This window comes from Wolbachia endosymbiont of Litomosoides brasiliensis (genome assembly GCF_013366805.1).
Lineage (GTDB): Bacteria > Pseudomonadota > Alphaproteobacteria > Rickettsiales > Anaplasmataceae > Wolbachia.
This window is the reverse complement of the sequence record NZ_WQMO01000007.1, coordinates 12,388-36,173: the sequence shown is the minus strand read 5'-3', so window position 1 is coordinate 36,173 and position 23,786 is coordinate 12,388. Positions and strand designations below refer to the sequence as shown.

At 34.4% G+C, this 23,786-nt stretch carries 17 protein-coding genes, 1 tRNA gene and 2 pseudogenes; 7 read left to right on the top strand and 13 right to left on the bottom strand.

Going from position 1 to position 23,786, the window contains the following annotated elements; translation table 11 throughout:
• Nucleotides 1–78 precede the first annotated feature (78 nt).
• A complete protein-coding gene (gene glpX / locus GO684_RS02290) occupies nucleotides 79–1,005 on the top strand; it encodes a class II fructose-bisphosphatase (protein WP_175938590.1) in 927 nt (308 codons plus the stop codon).
• Between the two features lie 91 nt (nucleotides 1,006–1,096).
• Entirely contained in the window at nucleotides 1,097–2,164 is a 1,068-nt protein-coding gene (locus GO684_RS02285) for a hypothetical protein (RefSeq protein ID WP_175938556.1), read from the top strand.
• Here GO684_RS02285 and ychF read toward each other — a convergent pair.
• On the bottom strand, nucleotides 2,154–3,239 hold the full coding sequence (ychF, locus tag GO684_RS02280; RefSeq protein WP_175938588.1) for a redox-regulated ATPase YchF: 1,086 nt from the start codon (nucleotides 3,237–3,239) through the stop codon (nucleotides 2,154–2,156). The genes GO684_RS02285 and ychF overlap by 11 nt on opposite strands.
• A gap of 1,105 nt (nucleotides 3,240–4,344) precedes the next feature.
• Between ychF and GO684_RS02275 the strand changes: the two genes are divergently transcribed.
• Nucleotides 4,345–5,520, top strand: coding sequence for a CCA tRNA nucleotidyltransferase (locus tag GO684_RS02275; RefSeq protein WP_175938553.1), 1,176 nt, complete (start codon nucleotides 4,345–4,347; stop codon nucleotides 5,518–5,520).
• Nucleotides 5,521–5,675: 155 nt separating this feature from the next.
• A pseudogene (locus GO684_RS02270) lies at nucleotides 5,676–6,585 on the top strand (IS630 family transposase).
• 185 nt (nucleotides 6,586–6,770) lie between these two features.
• On the opposite strand, the gene GO684_RS05555 reads toward GO684_RS02270, so the two are convergent.
• From GO684_RS05555 to coxB, 6 genes are all read right to left on the bottom strand, one after another.
• Nucleotides 6,771–6,893: a hypothetical protein gene (locus GO684_RS05555; RefSeq protein WP_255419648.1), complete on the bottom strand. Its 123-nt coding sequence runs from the start codon at nucleotides 6,891–6,893 to the stop codon at nucleotides 6,771–6,773.
• Nucleotides 6,894–7,538: 645 nt separating this feature from the next.
• Nucleotides 7,539–10,490 carry a YhdP family protein gene (locus GO684_RS02265; protein ID WP_175938551.1) on the bottom strand — a complete coding sequence of 984 codons (2,952 nt, stop codon included), beginning with the start codon at nucleotides 10,488–10,490 and terminating at the stop codon, nucleotides 7,539–7,541.
• Entirely contained in the window at nucleotides 10,483–10,920 is a 438-nt protein-coding gene (gene rnhA / locus GO684_RS02260) for a ribonuclease HI (RefSeq protein ID WP_175938549.1), read from the bottom strand. The genes GO684_RS02265 and rnhA overlap by 8 nt, the downstream gene beginning before the upstream one ends.
• Before the next feature lie 195 nt (nucleotides 10,921–11,115).
• Nucleotides 11,116–12,003, bottom strand: coding sequence for a heme o synthase (locus GO684_RS02255; protein ID WP_175938548.1), 888 nt, complete (start codon nucleotides 12,001–12,003; stop codon nucleotides 11,116–11,118).
• A gap of 1 nt (nucleotide 12,004) precedes the next feature.
• Entirely contained in the window at nucleotides 12,005–13,555 is a 1,551-nt protein-coding gene (ctaD, locus tag GO684_RS02250; protein ID WP_175938545.1) for a cytochrome c oxidase subunit I, read from the bottom strand.
• Nucleotides 13,556–13,571: 16 nt separating this feature from the next.
• Nucleotides 13,572–14,336 carry a cytochrome c oxidase subunit II gene (coxB, locus tag GO684_RS02245; protein WP_175938543.1) on the bottom strand — a complete coding sequence of 255 codons (765 nt, stop codon included), beginning with the start codon at nucleotides 14,334–14,336 and terminating at the stop codon, nucleotides 13,572–13,574.
• Nucleotides 14,337–15,086: 750 nt separating this feature from the next.
• On the opposite strand from coxB, the gene GO684_RS05995 reads away from it, so the two are divergent.
• On the top strand, nucleotides 15,087–15,218 hold the full coding sequence (locus GO684_RS05995; protein WP_410543309.1) for a hypothetical protein: 132 nt from the start codon (nucleotides 15,087–15,089) through the stop codon (nucleotides 15,216–15,218).
• Nucleotides 15,219–15,672: 454 nt separating this feature from the next.
• Here the strand turns inward: GO684_RS05995 and iscX are convergent, their stop codons facing one another.
• From iscX to rpsD, 3 genes are all read right to left on the bottom strand, one after another.
• The gene (gene iscX, locus GO684_RS02235; protein ID WP_175938586.1) at nucleotides 15,673–15,867 is read right to left on the bottom strand and encodes a Fe-S cluster assembly protein IscX; all 195 of its coding nucleotides are present in this window, start codon (nucleotides 15,865–15,867) and stop codon (nucleotides 15,673–15,675) included.
• A gap of 46 nt (nucleotides 15,868–15,913) precedes the next feature.
• Nucleotides 15,914–16,000, bottom strand: a tRNA-Leu gene (locus GO684_RS02230).
• Between the two features lie 9 nt (nucleotides 16,001–16,009).
• The gene (rpsD, locus tag GO684_RS02225; RefSeq protein ID WP_175938541.1) at nucleotides 16,010–16,624 is read right to left on the bottom strand and encodes a 30S ribosomal protein S4; all 615 of its coding nucleotides are present in this window, start codon (nucleotides 16,622–16,624) and stop codon (nucleotides 16,010–16,012) included.
• Between the two features lie 119 nt (nucleotides 16,625–16,743).
• On the opposite strand from rpsD, the gene tkt reads away from it, so the two are divergent.
• The gene (gene tkt, locus GO684_RS02220; RefSeq protein ID WP_175938538.1) at nucleotides 16,744–18,729 is read left to right on the top strand and encodes a transketolase; all 1,986 of its coding nucleotides are present in this window, start codon (nucleotides 16,744–16,746) and stop codon (nucleotides 18,727–18,729) included.
• A gap of 335 nt (nucleotides 18,730–19,064) precedes the next feature.
• Here the strand turns inward: tkt and secD are convergent, their stop codons facing one another.
• From secD to pyrE, 3 genes are all read right to left on the bottom strand, one after another.
• Nucleotides 19,065–20,579, bottom strand: a complete 1,515-nt coding sequence (secD, locus tag GO684_RS02215) for a protein translocase subunit SecD (protein ID WP_175938536.1) — start codon at nucleotides 20,577–20,579, stop codon at nucleotides 19,065–19,067.
• 409 nt (nucleotides 20,580–20,988) lie between these two features.
• Complete coding sequence (locus GO684_RS02210) at nucleotides 20,989–21,366, bottom strand: hypothetical protein (protein WP_175938534.1); 378 nt, start codon at nucleotides 21,364–21,366, stop codon at nucleotides 20,989–20,991.
• Between the two features lie 534 nt (nucleotides 21,367–21,900).
• Complete coding sequence (pyrE, locus tag GO684_RS02205) at nucleotides 21,901–22,506, bottom strand: orotate phosphoribosyltransferase (protein ID WP_175938532.1); 606 nt, start codon at nucleotides 22,504–22,506, stop codon at nucleotides 21,901–21,903.
• Nucleotides 22,507–22,740: 234 nt separating this feature from the next.
• Here pyrE and GO684_RS02200 point away from each other — a divergent pair.
• Nucleotides 22,741–23,596, top strand: a pseudogene (locus GO684_RS02200) (transposase).
• The last annotated feature ends 190 nt before the right edge of the window (nucleotides 23,597–23,786 follow it).

Below are 23,786 nucleotides of genomic sequence, written 5' to 3'. Positions count from 1 at the left end.
ACTCCTCCACGATTAGTCAAAACATCTTGCAGTTTTGAATGGCATGATATATACTAAATGTTAGTTCTCAAACAAATAATGGAAGATCTAACATATAAGTTAGTTAAAGTAACCGAAGCTGCAGCACTTGCTGCATATAAGTTGATGGGCTTAGGTGATGAAAAAAAGGCTGATCAGGTTGCAGTTGATGCAATGCGGACAGTGCTAAATTCAATGGAAATAAATGGTACAATTGTAATTGGCGAGGGTGAGAGAGATAAAGCACCGATGCTATATATTGGAGAAAAGGTTGGCACTGGAAATGGCCCTGAGATTGATATTGCTGTTGATCCACTTGAAGGTACTACAATTTGTGCTCACTACAAACAAGGTGCAATGTCCGTTCTTGCTGCAACAAAAAAAGGTGATTTTTTACATGCACCAGATGTCTATATGGAGAAAATAGCGGTAGGAAAAAATCTTTCAACAGGTGTAGTTTCACTAAAAAATAGTGTTGAAAAGAATTTAGACAATCTAGCCCAGGCAAAAAAATGTAAAGTAAATGATCTTACAGTAACTATACTTAAACGTGAGAGGCACAATAAGTTAATAGCAAGAATTAGGAAGTTAGGAGCAAAAGTTAAGTTGATAGATGATGGTGATATTGCCGCTGTAGTTTCATTAATTAATGGCAGCCATGATATATATATCGGCATAGGAGGAGCACCAGAAGGAGTGCTTGCAGCTGCAGCATTAAGTTCAACAGGTGGACAAATGGAGGGAAGATTAATACTTGACACAGATCAGTCAAAAGAAAGAGCAAAAAATTTGAATATCTATGACCTAGAAAAAATCTACACTGTGAAAGATATGGCAAAAGGCAAGTCAGTGTTCATTGCAACTGGAGTAACAAACGGAGAGCTTGTAGATGGAGTTAAATTTAGTCACAACATCTACTCAACTAGTTCTTTAATAATGCTGCATAATAAGGTGATAAAGTTGCAAACAACACAAAATTTATGCTAATCCCCTTAATTTTAACATATCTAAATTTTAGCTTTACAATGCACTAGCATTAAAACATACTAGCTTCATTTATAATTGAAGGAGGTACAAGATGGGGTCATTTGAATGGGTTAAGGAATTTAAATCTTCCGCAGAAAACACAGATAGCAATATTGCTTCACAAGAGAAACTGATCATACAAGGGGTTCCTCAAGACAGGCATAAATTTGATAATAATCCTGAAGCACAAAGCATACTGTCAGACTTTGACAACTTAGATTTCTCAAATGGACCATTTAATTACCCTTCATATGATATGAATTATAATGAAGGCAAAGAGGCAAACCCGTTTGACAAAATAGCAAAATACTATGGAAGAAATAAGAACGTTTTCCTTTTTATTGCTATGTTGCGTGACAAGGGGCAGTCGGAAAAAATAATCGACATAGTAAACAAGAAGTGTGATGTTCAAGCTAAAGAAAAGTTTATAGAGAGGATGAACATATATTTAGATAGGGTTAATAAAGGAGAGCTTGACGCAAAAGAATTTCTAAACAGTGATTTGGCCGCTTTTTTTAATGGATATCACGTGGCGTGCCCAGGACACAATTGTAATATCCATGAAAACCTTAATATTAATATTACTGAACCTGGACAGACTTTAGAAACCAGTCATCTTTTTACTAAAAAAACTAAAAAAATGGAAAGAAGTAAAAGCGAGGTAAAAAGAGTAAAAATATACAGCAATGGTAGAAGAATAGTAACAATTAAAAAGAATGAGAAACAGCAGAGAAACTACTTTTTCGCAGAACTTGCAATATGTGACATCGAAATTAGTTGGAGCACAAAAGATAAGTTTGGAAAAGACCTTAATTGTGTTGCTATTTTAAGTATAAATTCTAGCCAAATTAGTATTGGAAAGTTAACTGTTGATAGTAAAAATGTTGAACTAAAGGACATTTCAGAATTAGCTAAACAAAACGAAGCTATGCTTATAAAAGGTAAAGCTTTACATGAAGTTTTAAGAGAATGTCCAGTTCAGCAAACACTACATGAGGAAAAGAAGGACACACAGCCACATGAGAATATTGTTATCGGTACACCTAACTCTACTATTGACAAGAAAATAACTGTAGAAAAAGGAATTTCTTCCCTTCAGCAAGGAGCTGCTACACATTAAATCTAAAGTGCATTATATCACCGTCTTGTACGATATAATCTTTGCCTTCAAAGCGAATTTTACCTGCTTCTTTGCAAGCAGATTCGCTTTCATATTTTATATAGTCTGCAAAACTTATTGTTTTTGCTTTTATAAAGCCTTTTTCAAAATCAGTGTGAATTATACCTGCCGCTTTATCAGCGGTTGATCCTACTTTTATTGGCCATGCTCGTGCTTCTTCAGGCCCCACGGTAAAAAATGTTATCATATTCAGCATTTCATACATAATATGTACTACTCCATTAAGTCCAGACTCTTGCAGGCCAAATTCTGACAAAAAACTCTGTTTTTCTTCCTCACTCCCAAGATTTGCAATATCTGACTCAAGTTTTGCCGAGATACAATAAAATTTACTTTTGTTCTCTCTTGCTATTCTTTCCACCTTTCTAGATAGTTCATTGCCCGTTATAACGTCTGTATCTTCAACATTGCAGACGTACATAACAGGCTTTGTCGTCAGTAATTGGAATGATTTGATCTCATCACATTCTAAACTTCTCGCAGGTTTACCAAGTTTTAAAGTAGCCAAAACCTCCTGCATCAAATCAAGTTGCCTCTTTAGTTCCTTGTTACCATGCTTTGCCTTCCTTTCTAATTGAGGTAGCTTTTTTTCTATGCTATCAATATCAGCTAAAATCAATTCCATTTCTACTACTTCAGCATCTGATATTGGATCTACTTCATTATGCACATGGTTAATATCGCCATCTATAAAGCATCTAAGCAGATGAACGATAGCATCAACTTCTCTGATATGACTCAAAAACTTATTACCGAGCCCCTCACCCTCACTCGCACCCTTTACCAGACCTGCAATATCCACAACTTCTAGTTGATTGTAGACTACCTTTTCTGAACTGGCAATCGCCGCAATTTGTTTCAAACGCTGATCTCTTATTGGCACCCTGCCAACATTTGGCTCGATTGTACAAAAAGGATAATTTGCAGTTTCCGCTGCACTTGATTGTGTAAGCGCGTTAAATAAAGTCGACTTTCCTATGTTTGGTAACCCAACTATACCACAGTTAAAGCTCATATCTACCATATAAAACTATAACTGTTACATAGTCTAAGAATTTTTGCTATACTTAATTAGCTACTTATTATCAATTTTATTGATATAGTAATGTATAGCTTGAATTAAGGTGAGAAACTATGACTACAGCTTGGAAAAGGAAGCTACTAAGTGATTTTCAAGACATTAAAAGCGCGAAAAGTCAAGGATCCAGGGCAAGAAATAATTCTTTAAGTAGTAGCCCTCACCTTAATAATTCCCCATGTGGGGCAAGCAATTAGTGATGGTAGCTGTTCTTTAACTCATTCAGACAAAGCCTGGAATAACAGAATGGGATCAAATTTACCGCAGAGCAATTGTGAAAGGACTACAAAGAATTTGCGCAAAAAAAATCCGCTAGATAGTTTAGAAGTGCAATTGTAAGCAGCCACAATAATAGTGGTAATATTCGCATTGAAACTGCAGGCAATTATGTAAAAAACATCTTGGATAGTAGTAGATGTGTGATCCTAAAGTTAAAAGCAGAATACTTTGTAGAAAGTATGGCGTGAAATTGCACCTTATCACAGATCAATTGTATTTTAAGTTTTTGCAAAGTAAGGATATTTCAAGACGAAGATGGGTTTAATGCAAATATTGAGCAAGTAATAATAGACTCTAATTCTAATGGAGCACTTACTAAAAAGCTCCAAAAATTAACTCCGATGAAGCGAGTAAATTACTAGAAAATATGTGAGGTCTTGGTAATGTAGATCACACACATAGCCTTATTAGTTTTTCAGGTAGTACATCAATAGGTAATCCAGACTATAATGATCAATCTACCATACACATAATAAACAAAGGCGATGCCCATTTTAAACCAAGGACCTTAGAATATTATAACATTTCCAAGGATAATCATCAAGAAAGTAGAGGTTGAAGAAGCGTCTGATAAGTTATTAGCAGAAAATATTAAGTGATATTATAAAACAGGCAGAGCAGCACATAAAACGTTCTTAAGAATAAAACCCTTTGAGCTTATCATCAACAACAGCCTGTAAAAATCTTGCTAGCTTCGTATGTTTCTATATAGAGCTTTTTGTAAAATTTCATGTAATATGGTACAATACACACACCAATCCAAATGCAAGTTGATCATGAAACTAGTTTAATCATTAATGCAATAGAGAAATTTGGTGGTGAGGTGAGGCTTGTTGGCGGATGTGTGAGAGATTCAATTCTGCAGCGCGAAGTTCACGACATTGACTTAGCCACTAATTTACTGCCAGGTCAAGTAATTGAAGCATTAAAACTTCATAATATAAAAGCTATTCCAATCGGCTTAAAACATGGAACTATCGCTGCAGTTTTAAACCAAAGGTCCTTTGAAATCACAACACTAAGGCATGATATTAAATGTAACGGTAGGCATGCGAAAGTAGAATTTACCAACAATTGGCAAGCTGATGCTTCAAGACGCGACTTTACATTTAACGCTCTATATGTAGATAAGTACGGCCATATATATGACTACTTTAGTGGTACTCAGGACTTAAAAGCGCGAAGATTAGATTTTATAGGCAACGCTGAGGATAGAATTAAAGAAGACTATCTACGCATTTTAAGAGCGTTTCGTTTTCATGCAAAAATATGTATTGGAGATTTGAGTGATAAAATATTGAATGTATGCAAAAAGCACGCACACAAGATTTATAACCTCTCAGGAGAGAGAATAAGAGATGAAATGTTTAAGTTGCTGGAGTGTGATGCTCCGGTTACAACGCTTAAGAGCATGCAAAAATCTAATATTTTACAAAAAATTATTCCAAAAGAGGTAAAATGCGAAATCTTGTCTTCGGCATTTCTTTCTGGCACTGATGCACTAGTAAAATTAGCGTTACTTCTTAGGACTACTGAAAAAAATGACAGGCAGAGTCTTGGAGAATACGTAAGCAAGTTTCTACGTCTCTCAAACAAGCAAAAGAAAAAGCTATTATTTCTAATATCTAACAATATCAAAACAGAGCTCCCAGAAAAAGAGCAAAAAAAATATATATCTTTACTTGGTAAGGAATTATACTGCGATTTAGTAAAAGTCTGTGGCGTTGAATCCAGAACAAATGTCGATGAGTACGTTTCATTTGCCCAGGCATTTAACACCCCGAAATTTCCTTTATCTGGTGATGATTTGATAAATATAGGTTATCAGCCAGGAAAAAATTTAGGTAGGAACTTGAAATTACTAAAACAACATTGGGAAGATAGTTCCTATACCTTAACAAAAAAGGACCTGATGCTTTATGCTAAAAGCTTACTCTAATTTTTACCTGTCACAATTTTTATTACCCATGTCCTACTACTCTTACACTACTCGGTGAAAGCACAAATATATTATACCAGTTTCTACTATATAAGGAATAGGTAGGCAATAATAGAAAAGAAGCCTTACTGAAGCAAGTAAAATAGGAGGTTTTAATGGCGTTGAAATCGAAATTATTAGATAAAAAAGTCGTGGAATCAGCAAAAGAAGTGCGAAATAACACACATGCTACAAAAAAAACTAAATGCTATAATTGCCACAAAAAAAGCACAGTATAACAGCTGTAGCAAAAATATGTTTGCATTTCACAAAAGAACAGCACTAACTACATGAATAAAGCACTTAAAATTTGGAAGAGAAGAAAAATTATTTACTCCCCTTTAATAAACTGAATTATGATACAAGAAAACCCTAACATTCTGATTAAAGAAATGAGAATAAGAACCCAGGAAAAATTTGGCTTGAATGTTAGCAAGTTTACAGTACACCCTTTATCACGCCAAGACCAATGTATAATGAACAAGATAAAGGTAGACAGGAGAAGAGTTTAAAAAAACTTAATGAGACTACTGGTAAGTATCCTAATACTGAACAATAACAAGAGTCATCTTTCTTTGATGGATTGTGGTTTGATACATTTAAAATTAGATACGGGTAGTTTAAAAAGGGAGTTAAAACACAGGTTAAAGTAAAACTAGATAGACAAAACTTTGTCTCTGCAGCACAGTTAATCATAGCAATGGAAAGAGTCTAGCCTACTTGCACCAAATGTTAACACTGATTGTATGAGTATATTTTTTGAACAAATGTTGTAATATTTAAGAACACGAGAAGCCTTTCTTGAAATAGATTTTGCTAGTTGGCATAGGTCAAAAATTTAAAGGTACCAAAAATATCAGGATTATATACCTACTACCGTACTCATCCGAGCTCAATCCTATTGAGAGACTTTAGTTGTATATAAAACAGAACATTTTACGCAATAAAGTCTATAATACAATTGCTTTGTTTGAGAGCGCTTTACGTAAATTTATTACCTCTCTTTCTCACCTCGCAATTAAATAACTCTTCAATGCCACTAAGACTTTTTTTAAACTCTCACTCAAGCCAATTTTTCCTGGATTCTTATTGTTAAATGAGATTCAATCTAGATTTCTCTACAATTTTAAGGGGGAGCAAATAACTCCTCTTCCCTTCCAAGTTTTAGGTACTTTATCTATTGAAATGCAACATATTTTTTGCTACAGCTGTTATACTGTGCTTTTTTTGCGGCAATTATAGCATTTAGTTTTTTTTGTAGCATGTGTGTTATTTCGCACTTCTTTTGCTGATTCCACGACTTTTTTATCTAATAATTTCGATTTCAACGCCATTAAAACCTCCTATTTTACTTGCTTCAGTAAGGCTTCTTTTCTATTATTGCCACCGTTCTCCGCATAGTAGAGTTGACATGAACGAAAAAAAACAAATAAAAATAGACATTAAGACTACCTAGAAGCATTTTAAAAAAAGTTTTATCTGGCAGATAGCCAATGTAATTCATAATATAACAACTCATATTTCCAACAACAGAAGTGATTATACAAATGATAAAGACCTTCTTAGTTATGAGCTAGGTCCATATATTCCAAATGCACTTTTCACTATCAGCAGTGGTCTGAAACTCATATTTATAGGGATTCCTAATTTATAGCAAACGTTATCAGGTGAGATATGGAAGGAAAAAAAACAACTATAAAGCTTATTCGTGCACAAAACGGAGCTTATACCTACAAAAAAGCCATACAAAGTAAGTCATACAAGCCCAGAACCAGAAGGTGAGGTTCTCTTCTAATTTTATTTTTCCAGCAATCTAACGATAATCCCACTTCATTTGAACTCAACGTTAATGACAATGTTGTAGAAAATTTTATAAACAATCACTACTTAAAGGATACTTAAATAATTAGATAAAAAACCGAGAGAATCATCTTGAAATTCCTGTACTTTTGATCTTGCAGAGAAGTAGCTTCCTTTGGTTATACTGAGCTAAACTTCTTTTTCATGCCACTTTTCAAACTGCTGGTAATAGCTTCGTTAGCTTTGGTCATAGCATGATCAAACACCCCTAACAATCCCTTTAACAAGCTTGGAGTTAGCGAAGAAATAAAATTAATAAATACATTACTATTCTTATCATCTCCACTTGCTCTGTAGTCTATTGAAATAGTTCCCCTACTTTTCCCACCAGTTAGAAGTTTCCCAACTATAGGAATTTTTAACAGAGACTTATTAATCGAATATGCCGGTATCACTTGTCCTTCAACCCGAAATTTATAATCTCTAATATCAAGCTTACCGCTAGTACTAATACCTAACTCTGCTCCTTCAAGCCAAGATTCTTCAATTTCAACAGTACCATCTTTATATGAAAAAGGTGCATTACACTTATAAAAGTATACACCTTCATTCTTTATAGTATTCACAATTCCAGGAAGCGAAGACATCGATAATAAAGTAGTGAGTAGTGGAGCATCTTTAATATAGAAATTACTAATAGATAACATACCATAATGTTCCCCACTTTCCCTTTGAGGAGACAGATAAAAAGATAATTTACCATTTTTGACTGATTTACTAATGCCCAAAGAACGCAAAAACATACCTGAATTATCTGCATATATTTCCAGTCCTATTCCACTGTACTTTGCTAATATGTTACTGTCATCTTCTAGAAACTGCCCTGTAAATTGACTTCCATTGCAATTACCTTTAGTACAGGTTATATTTAGGCTAGCATCTTTTATAACAATACCTTCCTCCATAATTACACTGTTAACATTTATACTAACTTCCATATTAAGGCTAAATCTACTATCATTTTTACCAAGCAAATCTAAAATATCACTTAAGTTAATTTTCTCACCACAAATATTTATGGTATTTTTTTCCTTACCTGACTTGATTTCTACACTAAGATCATTATCAGGTAGCTTAAAGCTACTAGAATTTAAGTACAAATCCCCATTTTCTACTCTTCCGCTAAATTTTATATCTAAATCACTCCCTATAACATCCAAATTGTTTATTAACAACCTATCGGTACCTTTTAACTTCACAGAGAACGAAATCTTATTGTGATCTTCAAAACGATTTTTCCACCCCAAACAACTTGAACGCGATTCAAGCTCTGATAAATCTACATTACCATTAATATATCCAGTTTTATCTTGATTTATCACTGATCCTATATTCGCATTGAAGTAGCCACCACCAAAACTAAGTATTTGAGCAGGCAAATCCCCGGTTAAATTCCAAGCAAAACTTTTATTTTTGTTGCTACTTTTTAGATCAAATAGCAGCTGTGTATTATTCACTATACCACTACCATTCAAATCTACAAAGTCACTGCCAAAATCAAGCTTAATATCATACCTACCAAGACTTGCATCATAGATAACTAGATTGTCAATTTCAGAATGAAATTTGGCAGAAAAGTTTACTTTTTTACCATCAGTGTTTATATTAAAGACACGAAAACTGAATACAGATTTTGCTGCTCCTCCTATTTTGCTCTCTTCAACCTTAATCACATCATCCAGCTTAAACTTTATAGGCTCATACAACCCATAAGCATCACTTACAGCTTGGCCATTAATAGTTAAAACTGAATCTTTCTTATCGAGGGAATCCATTTCAATATTACCACTATTAATAGTAAAATTCTGAAACTTAGCGCTATTCACAGTAATTTTGAGACTGTTATTCTTAAGAACCAAATTACCGCTCAACTTCCTTACCTGTTCAAAGTCATCATCAAATTTTACGCTGCCATTTTCTATATCGGCAAATACCACGACATCTGACAGACTATTATCAATTAAGTTATTAATTTCACCATTAAAGCTTACAACTGTATTTAAAATATCTCCATCGATGTTATCGCAATACCAGCTTTTAAATTCATTATTAATTATGTCATCTGGTACATAAGTGCATAAATCCTTCGCAGCAAATTTACTAATACTAACTCTAAACAAAGCATGATTTGTACTAAAGTTCATCTTGCCCATTAAAGAGAGGTATGTACCATTTAGGTTAAAATGGAAGTTTTTTACACCAATGACCCCATCGCTATATGTTAAATTTACATTCACATTAGTTATAGCTAAGTTTTTATCATCACGATTTTCTGTATTTAAAATATATACATCTCCATCTATAATCTCATTCTTTTCATTAATTTTCATCGAGAAGTTTCCCTTGAACCCTATGCTTTTACCCAAATTGTAATTTTTCACTAACGTGAAAAACTCGCTAAATAGTTCTAATTTTAGGTTATAAAATGTTCCGTACACATTTAGCAAATCGTTGCGATTTTTTATCGTAATAGACAAATCACCCAAAAATCCCTTTTGGTCTTTTGTATGAACACGAATATCTAAAACACTAAAATCTTCCCTTTTTCCTATATATAGCTTATCAATAAAAAATTCACCTTCCGTGCTTCTATTGATCATAATGTTAGTCATTTCAATCCTTGAACCTCTGTTTAAGTCAAAAAAGAATTCCCTTACTGCTTTCAAAGAATTTTTCAAATCAAAACCAATCGCCTTAAAGTCAGCTTTTTCTTGATCGATATACGCATACACATTATCAGCCAGAACTTGAGAAAATTTTACATTAGCTCTAAACAGGGAACTTAACTTAAAATGCACAAAAAGCTTAGGAACTTCTATAGTAAAACCAGAATTTAATATTTTTAAATTTGTAATAACTAAATAAGGATCTTTGCCTCCTCTCTGTAAAATAACTAAAGTATTCTCCATATTAACACCTGAGTTAGCAAATGTTTTCGATATCTTACTCTTCATGTAAAAATTGATACAATTAACATTGATTTCCAAAGGACTCTTACCTTTAAAAAAAATGAAGAAGCAGAATATCAACAATAAAGCTATAGAAAATGATATAGTGACCTTTTTAAGCATCGATTATTGCTTTTCTTGCTAAACTATCAGCCTCCTCATTATGTTTATTGCCATTATGAGCTTTAACCCACTCCCAATTAATTTTGTGTTGTGAAGCAATATCATCCAATTTCTTCCATAACTCCATATTTTTTACTGACTTTTTACTACTTGCCTTCCAGCCATTCATTTTCCACTTATTTATCCACTCTACTATACCATATTTAACATAGAGACTATCCGTATACAAATTAATATTACAAGAAAATTTTAATGCTTTTAATCCATTGATCACTGCTGTTAACTCCATCTTGTTGTTTGTAGTATTTTCTTCTCTACCATAAACATCTTTTCTATAGTCTTGAAATAATATAATAGCTGCCCATCCTCCTGTGCCAGGATTACCAGAACATGCTCCATCCGTGTATATTGTTACTTCCTTTCTACTCATCTTTAACTATAACAAATTAACAAAGTATATAGTTGCTCTTCTATGAAAGTAGAATTCTAATGAAACCTACAGATACAAAGGCAGCTTAAGCTGTACCTTTAAATTTTATTATAGAAACAAAGAAAAGTGCTACAATGAGCGTTATTAGAAGAAAAAGTAAAAAATAGTTTTTATGTTTCTGCTGTTCTTTCATAGTCAAAGCAAATCAATAGAACACAAAATAATACTAGCAAACAGAAAAAACAGGTAAGGAATTGAGTAAGAAAACATTCTTTTCTGTGAGCTGTGATCCTTCAACTTCATAATAGATACAGCATACCAAATAAAAATGCAACCCCCAAAGATTGCCATACCTAGATAAAATAGAACCCTCCTCAAAAATAGGGCCGGAAGTAAGCTAGTTAACACCAGCAACACACTATAAACCAATATATATTTTCTTGTTTTCTCTGCACCATAAATAATATTGAACATTGGAACTGATGCTTTCTCATAGTCTTCATACTTATTTAAAGATAAGGCCCAAAAGTGTGGTGGAGTCCACATAAAAATTATTAAGAATAGAACAATCCCCCCCCAACTCACAGAGTTAGTCACAACTGCCCAGCCAATCATTGGAGAAAAAGCACCTGATGCACCACCGATAACAATATTCTGCGGAGTACGCCTTTTGAGCCAAATTGTATATATGAAAACGTAAAATAATATACTAATTGCAAGTAAAACAGCAGAAATATAATTTACCGCTACTGCCATAATAAATACTGACAACACTCCAAGAGTTACACCAAGTTCAAGTGCACTTTCTGCAGAAACCCTACCAGAAGGTATAGGACGAGCTTTTGTCCTCTCCATGAGCAGATCTATGTCCTTATCATACCACATATTTATAGCACCTGCAGATCCTGAGCCGAGAGCAATACACATAAGGGATACTAGTGCCAGAAAAGGATGAATATTACCTGGAGCAGCAACCATTCCAGCAACTGCAGTAAATACCACAAGGTACATTATCCTTGGTTTCAGCAAATGCCAAAAATCCAGTACTGTCGATTCAACATTTAACAAAGTACTTGTGTACATTTTATTTTATCACTGGTGGTTTTTCAAAAGCATGAAAAGGCGGCGGTGAAGACACTGTCCACTCCAAAGTATCACCTCCCCAAGGACTATCTCCAGCTTTTTTGCCCCATTTGAAGAGATGTATAACTATAAACACAAAAAACATAACTGAAACGAAGGACATGTATGAACCAATTGAGGATATATAATTCCAAGGTATGAACGCGTCAGGATAATCAGGTATACGTCTTGGCATACCGGCTAACCCAAGGAAATGCTGGGGTAAAAAAGTGATATTTGTACTAATAAAAGTAAGCCAAAAGTGTATTTTCCCCATGCACTCATTGTATTGCTTGCCTGACATTTTACCTATCCAATAATAAAAGCCAGCAAAAGCTCCAAACAAAGCAGCCAGCGACATGGCATAATGAAAGTGAGCAACAACATAATAGGTATCGTGCAAAAGCTTATCTATTCCAGCATGAGACAGAATTATTCCAGTTGCACCTCCACCAACAAACATAAAAATAAAACCCAGTGCAAAGAGCATAGGTGTTTTAAACTCAATCGCTCCACCCCATATAGTTGCAATCCAGCTAAAGACTTTCACACCAGTTATAACACCGATAAAAATCGTGGTGGTGCTAAAAAATATAGCAACATCTTCACTAAGCCCAACAGTAAACATATGATGAGCCCAAGCCATGAAGCCAAACACTGCTATACCTATCATAGCATAAACCATCCCTATATAACCAAATACAGGCCTATGAGAAAAAGTTGACACAACCTGGCTTATGATGCCAAATGCTGGAAAAATAATTATATAAACTTCAGGATGACCAAAAAACCAAAATAGATGCTGAAATAACACAGGATCACCACCACCAGCAGGATCAAAAAAGGAAGTACCAATATTACGATCAGTAAGCAGCATAGTGATAGCACCAGCAAGCACTGGTAAGGCAACAATTAACATGAATGACGTTAATAGGACAGACCAAACAAACAGTGGCATCTTAGTTAATGACATTCCTTTTGTACGCATGTTAAATATAGTAACTATAAAGTTGATCGCTCCAACAATCGATGACATACCAGCAACATGAAGTGCAAATATAGCAAGGTCAACCCCTGCACTTGGATGGAACATAACTTGTGATAAAGGTGGGTACAAAGTCCAACCTGTTCCAGGACCCTCACCAACAAACACTGAAAGGATAAGCAAAATAAAAGATGATACTAATAACCAAAAACTTAAGTTGTTCATACGAGGAAATGCCATATCTAGTGCACCAATCATAAGAGGCACAAACCAATTGCCAAATCCTCCCATTAGAGCTGGCATTATCATAAAAAACACCATTATTAACGCATGCCCTGTAACCATTACGTTATATAACTGATAGTTGTTGTTGAATACATTGATGTGCATTAGCTGAGTACGAATAACTACAGATAATAATCCTCCAACGATTCCAGCTAATATGGAAAAAATAATGTATAGAGTCCCTATATCTTTATGATTAGTAGAAAATACCCAACGTCTTATACCTTTTGGTACGTTACTCATAATCTATACCACAAATTTAACTTGCTAACTTTCTATTTTCAATCCACTTACTAAAATCTTCCTTGCTTACTGCTTCAATAACAATTGGCATAAACCCATGACCTTGACCACATAACTCATAGCATTGCCCATAATAAATACCAGGTTTTTTGACGTTAAACCATGCTTCATTAAGCCTACCTGGTATTGCATCGATTTTTATGCCGAAAGCTGGCACCCCCCAGCTGTGTATCACATCTCCTGCTATTACTTGCAAACGAACGTTAGTATTAACTGGTAAAACTACATTATTATCAACAGAGAACAGCCTCAAATCTCCTTTGACAAAATCGTCTTTTTCCTTAATATAGCTATCAAACGACACACCTTGATATTCTGGATATTGATAGCTCCAATACCATTGATGACCAATAACTTTTAGTGTTATGTCAGCCTTCGGTATTTTTTCCTGTAGCTTAAGTAATTTGGCATTCTCAAAAGCCAATGTGCTAACAATAATCGTTGGTATAACAAACCAAACAATTTCTAAAAGGACATTATGATGAGTTTTGCTTATGTTTGTCACTTTACTTTTACGAAAGCGAAACACTATATAAGCTAGTAATGCCCACACAAAAAGCACTATTGCACCCATCACACTCATCACAAACGAATGTGACTTGGCTACAATTTCCATTATCTCAGTTGCAGGAGCAGGAAACCCAAACTGCCAAGAAGCAGGAGCAGAAGCAACTGATATACTTGAATAAAATATTACCGACAGTGCTAACAACTTCACCATATTTATTTCCCGTAAAATTAAGTGACATTGACATACTGTATAATAGTATATATAAACTTACTGTGCAAGCAGAGATTTAGATATAATACTAGTTTGAGGAAAAAAGCATTTACATGAATCTATATTTTAGTTGAAATATTATAATATTTTAAATTAAGTATTTACTTTAAGTAAACCCTATAATAAGTTTAGTAGTGTCTGTTATTGCTAATAACCTTCTAGCCTCACACCTAAAAGCAGTAACAGACACTACTAAACTTTACGGTGAATCTATTTAATTCACATATCAGTATAACAGCCTGCACCAATATTACATATTATAGAAAATAATCATAGAACATACTATGTATCAATATAAAATTTTCTATTCATGCCAATTTCCACTGTACAAGGAACGGATAGACAATAATAGAAAAGGAACATGCTGAAGTATGGCAAAATAGCAAGGTCAAAATGACATTGAAATCAAAATTATTGGAAAAAGCCGTGAAATCAGCAAAAGAAACGCTGAAGAAACTGCAAAATGAAGAGAAGAAAAATTGTTGACTCCCTTCAGCGTTGTAGAAAAACTAGATTGAATCAGAGTTAATTTGAACAAATTGAAGCATGGATACAAGAAAACCCTAATATTACCATTGAAAAAATGAGAATAAGTCTAGGAAAAACTTAGCTTAAATGTCTGCAAGACTATAGCACACCATAATATACAAAAAGTGAAGTTTTCGTATATCACGCCAGAACCAATTCATAATGAATGAGATAGAAGGTGGACAAGAAGAATTTCAAAAAATCAATGAGACTGTTGGTAAGTATCCTGAGCAAGAGTTATTTTTCTTGACAAATTGCGGTCGCACATTCGAAAGTTGGACACGGGTGGTTTAAAAAGGGTGTTAAAACACAGGTTAAAGTAAAATTAGGTAGAAAAAACTTTTATCTCTACAGTACAGTTAATCCTAAAAATGGAGAAAGTTCTAGCTTATTTGCACCGAATGTCAACACTGATTGTATGAATATATTTCTTGAATAAATGGCACAATATTTTAGAACCCGATAAGCCTTTCTTATCATGGATTGTGCTAGTTAGCATTTGGTATAAATTAAAAATTTAAAGGTGCCTAAAAATATCGACACTATACCTACCATCATACTCACCCGAGCCTAACCATATTGAGGGGCTTTTGTTGTATACAAAACAGAACATTTTGTGTAATAAAGTCTATAAACACAATTGCCTTGCTTGAGAGCTTGTGTAAATTTGTTACATCTCTTTCTCATTCCACAATTAAACAACTTTGCAATATCACTTATTTGATCAACTAATTAATGATAATTGGTATTAAGATCTTTCCTCAATCCAAGCTGCTTGAATGGCTTCGAGTATTTTTTCATTACAACGCTTTTCATCATCACTAAACCCCTCTAAATTCAAGACCTTTTCCTTAAGCTTAGTAAATCTAATGTTAATTATATCCTCACTTGGAAATTTTTCTTCCAAAGCTTCTGCGATATCCTCTATATCAAGCCACTTCATATTTATATCCCCTAATAAACTTTTTATATCTTCTGATAAATTAAACTGGTGCCCATGAGGAGACTTGAACTCCCAAGGTCGCAAAACCCACGGATTTTAAGTCCGCTGCGTCTACCGATTCCGCCACACGGGCTCTTTTTATTTACCTAGAGTAGAACTCTACTACTAAATTAACTTCCATATCTGCTGAGTAAGGAACCTCAGAATATTGAGGCATTCTTAGATACTTTACTGAATACTCTTTACTGTCTGCTTCTAAGTAATCAGGAGCTTTGCGCTCTTGTTTTTGTGCAGCCTCTACTATTACAGGGATTTTTGCCGCCCTTTCTCTTATTTTTACTATATCACCAGGTTTTACTCGATAACTTGGTATATTAACAATCTTATCATTAATTGTAACATGTTTATGAGATATAAGCTGTTTCGCTGAATAAATCGTTTGCACAAGGCCAGAGTGGTATAGAACAGAACTTAACCTTGATTCTAAGATACCAATAAAATTATCAGCTGTATAACCCTTCCTGTTATAAGCATCTAAAAATATACGCCTGAGCTGCTTACTTGAAATTGCATAGTAAAACTTAAACTTCTTATGCGCAGCAAATTGCTTACCAAAATCAGATAACCTTTTGAATCCCAGCACACCACGCTGACCTGGAGGATATTTCCTTTTGTTTACCGGATCTTTTGCTCTACCCCATAAATTTATACCAAGCCTACGGCTGATTCTATACTTTCTATTGATAACAGTTGTCATATAAAAACTCTCACAATTTAACTCTAGATTATTAAGGATTCTAGCATTGAGTGTCAACTTGTTTTTACCAGTACAATTTCTTATACTTCACTTTCACTTTTAAGTTTTTCTATTAACACATGAATCATTTACCTTTAGAATCTATGGCAAATGCAGTCCGTTTTTTATCAATTGATGCAATACAAAAAGCGAGCTCTGGGCACCCAGGCATGCCACTTGGAATGGCAGATGTTGCAGTTGTACTATTTGCTAAGTATCTTAATCACAACCCTAACGATCCTAAATGGTATAATAGAGACCGTTTTGTTTTATCAAACGGCCATGGTTCAATGTTACTATACTCTATATTATACCTGACAGGTTATATTAGTATAGATGAGCTGAAAAACTTTAGGCAACTCACATACAAAACTCCAGGTCACCCAGAATTTGGCTTGACTCCTGGGGTGGAAGCAACAACAGGTCCATTAGGGCAAGGGTTTGCCACCGCTGTTGGCATGGCACTTGCTGAATCTATACTTGAAAAGCAGTTTGGAATCAATCACTACACTTATGTAACACTAGGAGATGGTTGTCTCATGGAAGGAATAAGCCATGAAGCAGCATCACTTGCTGGACATCTTAAATTGAATAAGTTGATAGCCCTTTTTGACGATAATGATATCTCTATAGACGGTGCTACTCACCTTTCTTGCTCTGATAATACGGAAAAGCGTTTTTCAGCATATGGATGGAATGTTAACAAAATTGATGGCCACGACTTTAACTCTATATCCCTTGCAATAGAACAAGCACAAAAGTCTGACAAACCTACATTGATCCGCTGCAAGACCATCATTGGAAAGTTCTCAAACCGTGCCGGTGCACCTTCCGCTCATAGTGGTGCTTTTACAGAGGAAGACATAAAACAGATGAGAGAGAAACTAAACTGGAATTATAAGCCATTCCACGTACCAAAAGACGTGAAAAATGCTTGGATGGAAACAGTTAAAAGAGCAAAACAAAATTACAATTTAGCGTCATTTCAGTGGTGCCAAGCACTGAAATCTAGTAAAAGTAAAGAGCTTCAAAGACGGCTAGATAAACGCTTGCCAGATAATATTAATGATGATTTAGCTAACTTAAAGAAACAAATACATGAAACAATGCCAAACGAAGCTACAAGGTCTTCTTTTGGCAAGATAATGGAACTCTTAACTGAGTCTATGCCAGAATTAATTGGCGGATCTGCTGATCTTACTGGGTCAAATTGCACTAAATATAAGCATATGAAGGTAATAGATAGTAATAACTATAGTGGCTCTTATGTCCATTATGGAGTAAGAGAGCACGCTATGGCAGCTTGTATGAATGGCATGGCTCTTCATGGTGGAATTCTTCCTTATGGTGGCACTTTTTTGGTATTTTCTGATTACTGCCGCCCTGCTATACGTCTTTCAGCTTTAATGAAACAGCAGGTTATATATGTAATGACTCATGATTCAATTGGAGTAGGAGAAGACGGTCCAACTCACCAGCCGATAGAGCATTTAATTTCTTTGCGTGCTGTGCCAAACCTGTATATTTTTAGGCCGACTGATGCAATTGAAACTCTAGAGTGTATTAGTATTGCATTAGAAAAAAAAGAGTCACCTACACTATTTGCGCTTTCAAGACAAAACTTGAGCTACATGCGCAAATTCCACTCTGATGTGGATCAATCTACCAACTTATCAAAGTTTGGTGCATATATTCTGTGTGAATGCTCAGAAAAGCTAAAAGTGACAATATTTGCAACTGGATCTGAAGTTGAAATCGCAGTTGAAGCGAGAAAGAAATTGCAGAAAAAAGGTATAGGCACAAGGGTTGTTTCTATGCCATGCTGGAGACTTTTTGATGAGCAAAGCAATAAATATAAAGAGGCAATATTAAATAATAACAGCATTAAAGTTGCAATTGAAGCTGGAAGTGAAATGGGCTGGCATAAATATATAGGTTCAAACGGTATATTTATCGGCATGAAAAGCTTTGGGGAATCAGCACCTTACAAAACACTTTATGAGTATTTTAATATCAATGCGGATCATGTAGTAAAATATGTGTGTGAGAAACTGGTTTATATTTAAACATGAGAGCTACAAAATCACTTTTACACCAAGTGTCAACACTGATTGTATAAATATATTTCTTAAACAAATGTTGCAATATTTAAGAATACGAGGAGCCTTTCTTACCATGAATTATGCTGGTTGGCATAAGTCAAAAATTTAAAGGTACCTAAAAATATCGAAGATTATATACCTACCACCATACTCACATGAGCTCCTCAACCCTATTGCGTAATAAAGCCTATAATACAATTGCTTTGCTCGAGAGCACTTTGTACAAATTTATTACATCTCTTTCTCACTCTGCAATATCACTTATTTGACCTACTAACAATGAGAATTGGTATTAGCAACTAAAGCACCAACTTTTTCGGGTCGACACATAATTCCACCAGAAGTTTTGTGACTGTAATTGCAGAAAACATCGAGCATAGGATCCCTATCGATAGGGTAACAGAAAAGCCTCTAATTGCTCCGCTCCCAATAACAAACATTATCCCAGCAGCAATTAATGTAGTGACATTTGAATCAAGGATTGTCTTTATTGCACTCTTAAATCCTTCTTCAATAGCACGAACTATTCTTTTTCCTGATCTTACTTCTTCACGAATACGTTCAAATATCAAAACATTTGCATCTACTGACATACCAACAGTTAGCGCAATGCCGGCAATTCCAGGTAGAGTAAGAGTTGCTTCAAGCAAGGTGAGAATTAATAGTATAGAGACTACATTAAAAAGCAGTGCAACAGAGGCCAATAAGCCTAACTTGCCGTAAACGATAATGATAAATAAAGCAACTGCTACGATAGAGATTACCGCTGCTATTTCTCCTACTTTTATTGACTCTTCTCCAAGACTTGGACCAATATTTTTTTCTTCTATTATTTTAAGTGGTGCTGGTAATGCACCAGATTTTAAAAGTATTGCAAGTTCACTTGCTTGTTTTTCAGTAAAATTACCACTAATCTCCCCCTCTCCATTTAGAATTGGTTCACGTATTGCTGGCACAGTTAAGACTGTGTTATCTAAAACGATTGCAAAGGGCTTTCCCACGTTTTCTTTAGTGACTTTTGCAAATCTTTTACTCGCTATGCGGTCAAATTTAAAATGTACTGTTGGTTTGCCAAGTGAACTAAATCTAACTGATACGTTAACCAGGGAATCACCACTTATTTCAGTCTTACGGAATATTGGGTAAGAATTGCCTAAAGAATCCTTGAGTATGATAGTTGTACCATGGTCCACATCCTGTATCTTGGCTACGTTAGTGTTCACTAAATGGAAAGCTAGCTTGGCAGTTTTGCCAAGCAGAGATCTTATTTGTTCCGTGTCTTCTATTCCAGGTACTTGAACTAATATCTTGTTCTGTCCTTGTTTTTGCACACTTACTTCCTTAGTACCAAGCTTATCTAAACGTCTTTGTACATTACTTATTGACTCTGAAACTACCTCATTGATTAAAGAATCCTTATAATAAGGCTTATATGAAATGAAAATCGAGGTATCTTTTCTACTCAGCTCTAAATTTGGGTTTATTTTATGAATTAATGCTGAAACTTTTTTATAGTCATCAATATGATTTAAAGTCACAACTACTTGTTCACCACTTTGTACAATGGATTCAGTGTTTTTTGTCAGCAGGCTTTCTTCCATCTCATCGACCAACATACCCAACTTTTCTTTGAAATAGAAATCCAAATCTACATTAAGGAGTAAAGATGACCCACCTTTTAGGTCGAGCCCTAAGTTTATTCTCTTTTTTGAGATAAAAAACTTATTATCAAAGAAATTTGGCAGTATTACGTACAAGGCGAGCAAAAAGATGCATAACACTAATAAAGATTTTATTACAAGCCTACTGCACATAAGTTGAAGGTTTAAAATTGTAGTGTAAGTTAAAAATGGATTTTTGTAAATTCCCTATCGCCTAGTTAATCTAAGGTGTAACTCAAATAACTCACAAAAATGCAAAAATTACTTAACACACTTTGCCAACTCTTTTTACGGCAGTGGAGCTATGTTATATAACTTCCCAATCTAGACAGATTTAAAACGACAAGAAGGCCTTGTACTTGGCGTACTATTGTTTAATTTTTTGCACTATATGCACCTCATATCTTTAGTATATAAGCTGAAACGCACTTATAAAACGTTTAAGACAATCACCCTTAGTAATACCAATTTTCACTTTGCACAAAGTGCTCTCAAGCAAAGCAATTATATTATAGATTTTATTACACAAAATGTTCTGTTTTACATACAACCAAATCCATAATTAAGAAAGGCTTCTCATATTCTCAAACATTATAACATCCATGCAAGCTAGAACTCTCTCTATTTCTAGGATTAACTGCACTAAAGATAAATAACTCTTGTCCAGGATACCTACCAATAGTTTCATTAAGTTTCTTTCAAACCCTTCCTGTCTACCTTTAACTTGTTCAAATTGACTCTGACTTAATCCAGTTTTTCTATGACGTTGAAGGGAAGTAAACAATTTTTCTTTCTTCAAAATTTTAGCTGTTGTACTGTGCTTTTTCGCTGCAATTACAGCAGCTTGTTTTTTTGCAACATATGTATTATTTTGCACTTCCTTCAGCATTTCTTTTGCTAACTCCACGATTTTCACCAATAATTTTAATTTCAACGCCATTTAAATCTCGCTATTTTACTTATTCCAGTATAGCTTTCTTTTCATTATTTTCATCCATTCTTCGTATAGTGGTAACCGGTACTAGTTTTAGTATTGATGAATTTTTAAATCTAAACCGAACTTTTCCTTTAACTCAGCATTTTCTATTTTTTGAAGTCCCGTTCTCTGGTTTAAACTTTCATTTTCTCTTTATCAATCTTTCTACTTTGCTTCTAATCTTGCTATCCTCCACTCTAAACTTTCGCAGAGTCTTAAAAGATTTACCATATTACCTCATTTCTGCCCCATTATTATTCTTTGTACCACCCTGTCTAGCTTATCTTGCCACTCCGCCAAATGGATAGGATAAGAAACTTACTAGAAAAAATAAAGAGGCAAAAGAAACCCGTGATAGAAGTTGCTCACTCTCTAATTATAAATTCGGCGTACTATACTGTCTTAAACGCTTTACAAGCGCGCTTCAGCCTATATTTAGGCAAAAAAAACTAGAAATGTTGTAAAGACATAAGGCGCATATGATATGGTAAAGTAAGATTACTTCGAGCAATTACTTAAATATTCCCTGCTCCCTGGTTTGATTACAGGCAGTTTTTTCAATTCTTCAGGAAGCTCTGCTTCACTATAATTTTTAATGCTGAGCTCAAGTAAAGATATGACAGGAAAAGGCAATTTTGTTTCACTATTTCTCTTTATTAGGGAAGCCTCAGCAACGACTCTACCTCCCATATCTTCTGCACATTTTACAGCTTCAAGTGAAGATTTACCTGTAGTTATCACATCTTCAACTAGCAATATTTTCTCACCTTGCTTAATCTCAAATCCACGGCGCAGTTCAAACTTGCTATTAACGCGCTCGCAAAACATTGTTTTTATTTCAAGTTGTCTACCAATCTCATAGCCCACAATTACCCCACCAATTGCAGGAGAGAGTATTAAATCTATAGAGCTGTTTAGCTCTTTTTTTATCTTATTTGCCAGCAGCTCACAGACTTTCATTGCTTTACCTGGATTCTCAAAAACCTTAGCGCATTGTATATATGTATCACTGTGCAGCCCTGACGACAGCACAAAATGTCCGTGCAAAATTGCTCCAGTTTCCTTGAATTCTTTTATTATTGGATTATCTTTACCTAACATCATTTTTAAGTTTCACCCTATATTCTTTATTAATTATCTGGGTTATATAAACATCAGACCAGGCATTTATTGCAGCTTCAAATATATCGATGATCGTGTAATACCAGTTCCCACTACACAAAGAACGGATAGACAATAATGGAAAAGAAGCTATACTGAAGCAAGCAAAATAGCGAAGTTTAAGTGGCGTTGAAATAAAAACTATTGAATGACAAAGTCGTAGAATCAGCAAAAGAAATGCTGAAGGAAGTGCAAAATAACGCATATGTTGCAAAAAAAACAAATGCTGTAATTGCAGCAAAAAAGCACAGTATAACAGCCTTAGCAAAAATATGCTGCATTTCAAGAACAACACTAAACTACATGGATAAAGCATCTGAAATTTGGAAGAGAAAAAATTTTTTGCTCCCCCTCACCGTTGTAGAAAAACTGGATTAAATCAGAGTCAACCTGAACAAGTATAAAGTATAGATAAATGAGAATAAGAATTCAGGGAAAATTTTGCCTGAATGTTAGCAAGTCTACAGTACACCGTAATATATAAAAATGAAGTTTTCATATATTACACCAAGACCAATTCACAATGAACAAGATAAAGGTAGACAGGAAGAGTCTTAAAACTTAATGAGACTATTGGTAAGTATCTTAAACAAGAGTTATTTTTCTTTGATAAATCACAGTTTGACACACATTCGAAAGTCGGACACGGGTAGTTTAAAAGGGCGTTAAAACACAGGTTTTAGATAGACAAAATTTTATCTCTTTTACATCGAATATCGACACTAATTGTATGAATATATTTCTTAAACAAATGTGCATTTTAAGAATACGAGAAGCCTTAATTTTACTATGGATTATGTTGGTTAGCATAAGTCAAAAATCTAAAGGTACATAAAAATATCGAGATTATATACCTGCTACGATACTCACCTGAGCTCAATCCTATTAGAGACTCTGGTTATATAAAAACGGAATATTTTGCGCAATTTAAAGTATAATTGTTTTGACTGAAAACGCTTTGTGCAAATTTATTACCTCTCTATCTCACTCCATAATTAAACAACTTTGCAACACTTTAACTTGTTCAAATTGACTTTGACTCAATCCAGTTTTCCTACAACGATGGGAGAGCAAAAAATTTTTCTTCCCTTCCAAAATTCAGCTACTTTATCTATGTAGTCAATGCTGTTCTTGAAATGCAACATATTTTTGCTACGGTTGTTATACTGTTTTGCTGCAGTTACAGCATTTAGTTTTTTTATAACATATACATTATTTCGTGC

Excerpts from the sequence above, each read along its gene's own strand:
- glpX (WP_175938590.1), top strand. The coding sequence starts at position 79 with ATGGAAGATCTAACATATAAGTTAGTTAAAGTAACCGAAGCTGCAGCA.
- GO684_RS02285 (WP_175938556.1), top strand. The coding sequence starts at position 1,097 with ATGGGGTCATTTGAATGGGTTAAGGAATTTAAATCTTCCGCAGAAAAC.
- ychF (WP_175938588.1), bottom strand. The coding sequence starts at position 3,239 with ATGAGCTTTAACTGTGGTATAGTTGGGTTACCAAACATAGGAAAGTCG.
- GO684_RS02275 (WP_175938553.1), top strand. The coding sequence starts at position 4,345 with ATGCAAGTTGATCATGAAACTAGTTTAATCATTAATGCAATAGAGAAA.
- GO684_RS05555 (WP_255419648.1), bottom strand. The coding sequence starts at position 6,893 with ATGGCGTTGAAATCGAAATTATTAGATAAAAAAGTCGTGGAATCAGCA.
- GO684_RS02265 (WP_175938551.1), bottom strand. The coding sequence starts at position 10,490 with ATGCTTAAAAAGGTCACTATATCATTTTCTATAGCTTTATTGTTGATA.
- rnhA (WP_175938549.1), bottom strand. The coding sequence starts at position 10,920 with ATGAGTAGAAAGGAAGTAACAATATACACGGATGGAGCATGTTCTGGT.
- GO684_RS02255 (WP_175938548.1), bottom strand. The coding sequence starts at position 12,003 with ATGTACACAAGTACTTTGTTAAATGTTGAATCGACAGTACTGGATTTT.
- ctaD (WP_175938545.1), bottom strand. The coding sequence starts at position 13,555 with ATGAGTAACGTACCAAAAGGTATAAGACGTTGGGTATTTTCTACTAAT.
- coxB (WP_175938543.1), bottom strand. The coding sequence starts at position 14,336 with ATGGTGAAGTTGTTAGCACTGTCGGTAATATTTTATTCAAGTATATCA.
- GO684_RS05995 (WP_410543309.1), top strand. The coding sequence starts at position 15,087 with ATGAATGAGATAGAAGGTGGACAAGAAGAATTTCAAAAAATCAATGAG.
- iscX (WP_175938586.1), bottom strand. The coding sequence starts at position 15,867 with ATGAAGTGGCTTGATATAGAGGATATCGCAGAAGCTTTGGAAGAAAAA.
- rpsD (WP_175938541.1), bottom strand. The coding sequence starts at position 16,624 with ATGACAACTGTTATCAATAGAAAGTATAGAATCAGCCGTAGGCTTGGT.
- tkt (WP_175938538.1), top strand. The coding sequence starts at position 16,744 with ATGAATCATTTACCTTTAGAATCTATGGCAAATGCAGTCCGTTTTTTA.
- secD (WP_175938536.1), bottom strand. The coding sequence starts at position 20,579 with ATGTGCAGTAGGCTTGTAATAAAATCTTTATTAGTGTTATGCATCTTT.
- GO684_RS02210 (WP_175938534.1), bottom strand. The coding sequence starts at position 21,366 with ATGGCGTTGAAATTAAAATTATTGGTGAAAATCGTGGAGTTAGCAAAA.
- pyrE (WP_175938532.1), bottom strand. The coding sequence starts at position 22,506 with ATGATGTTAGGTAAAGATAATCCAATAATAAAAGAATTCAAGGAAACT.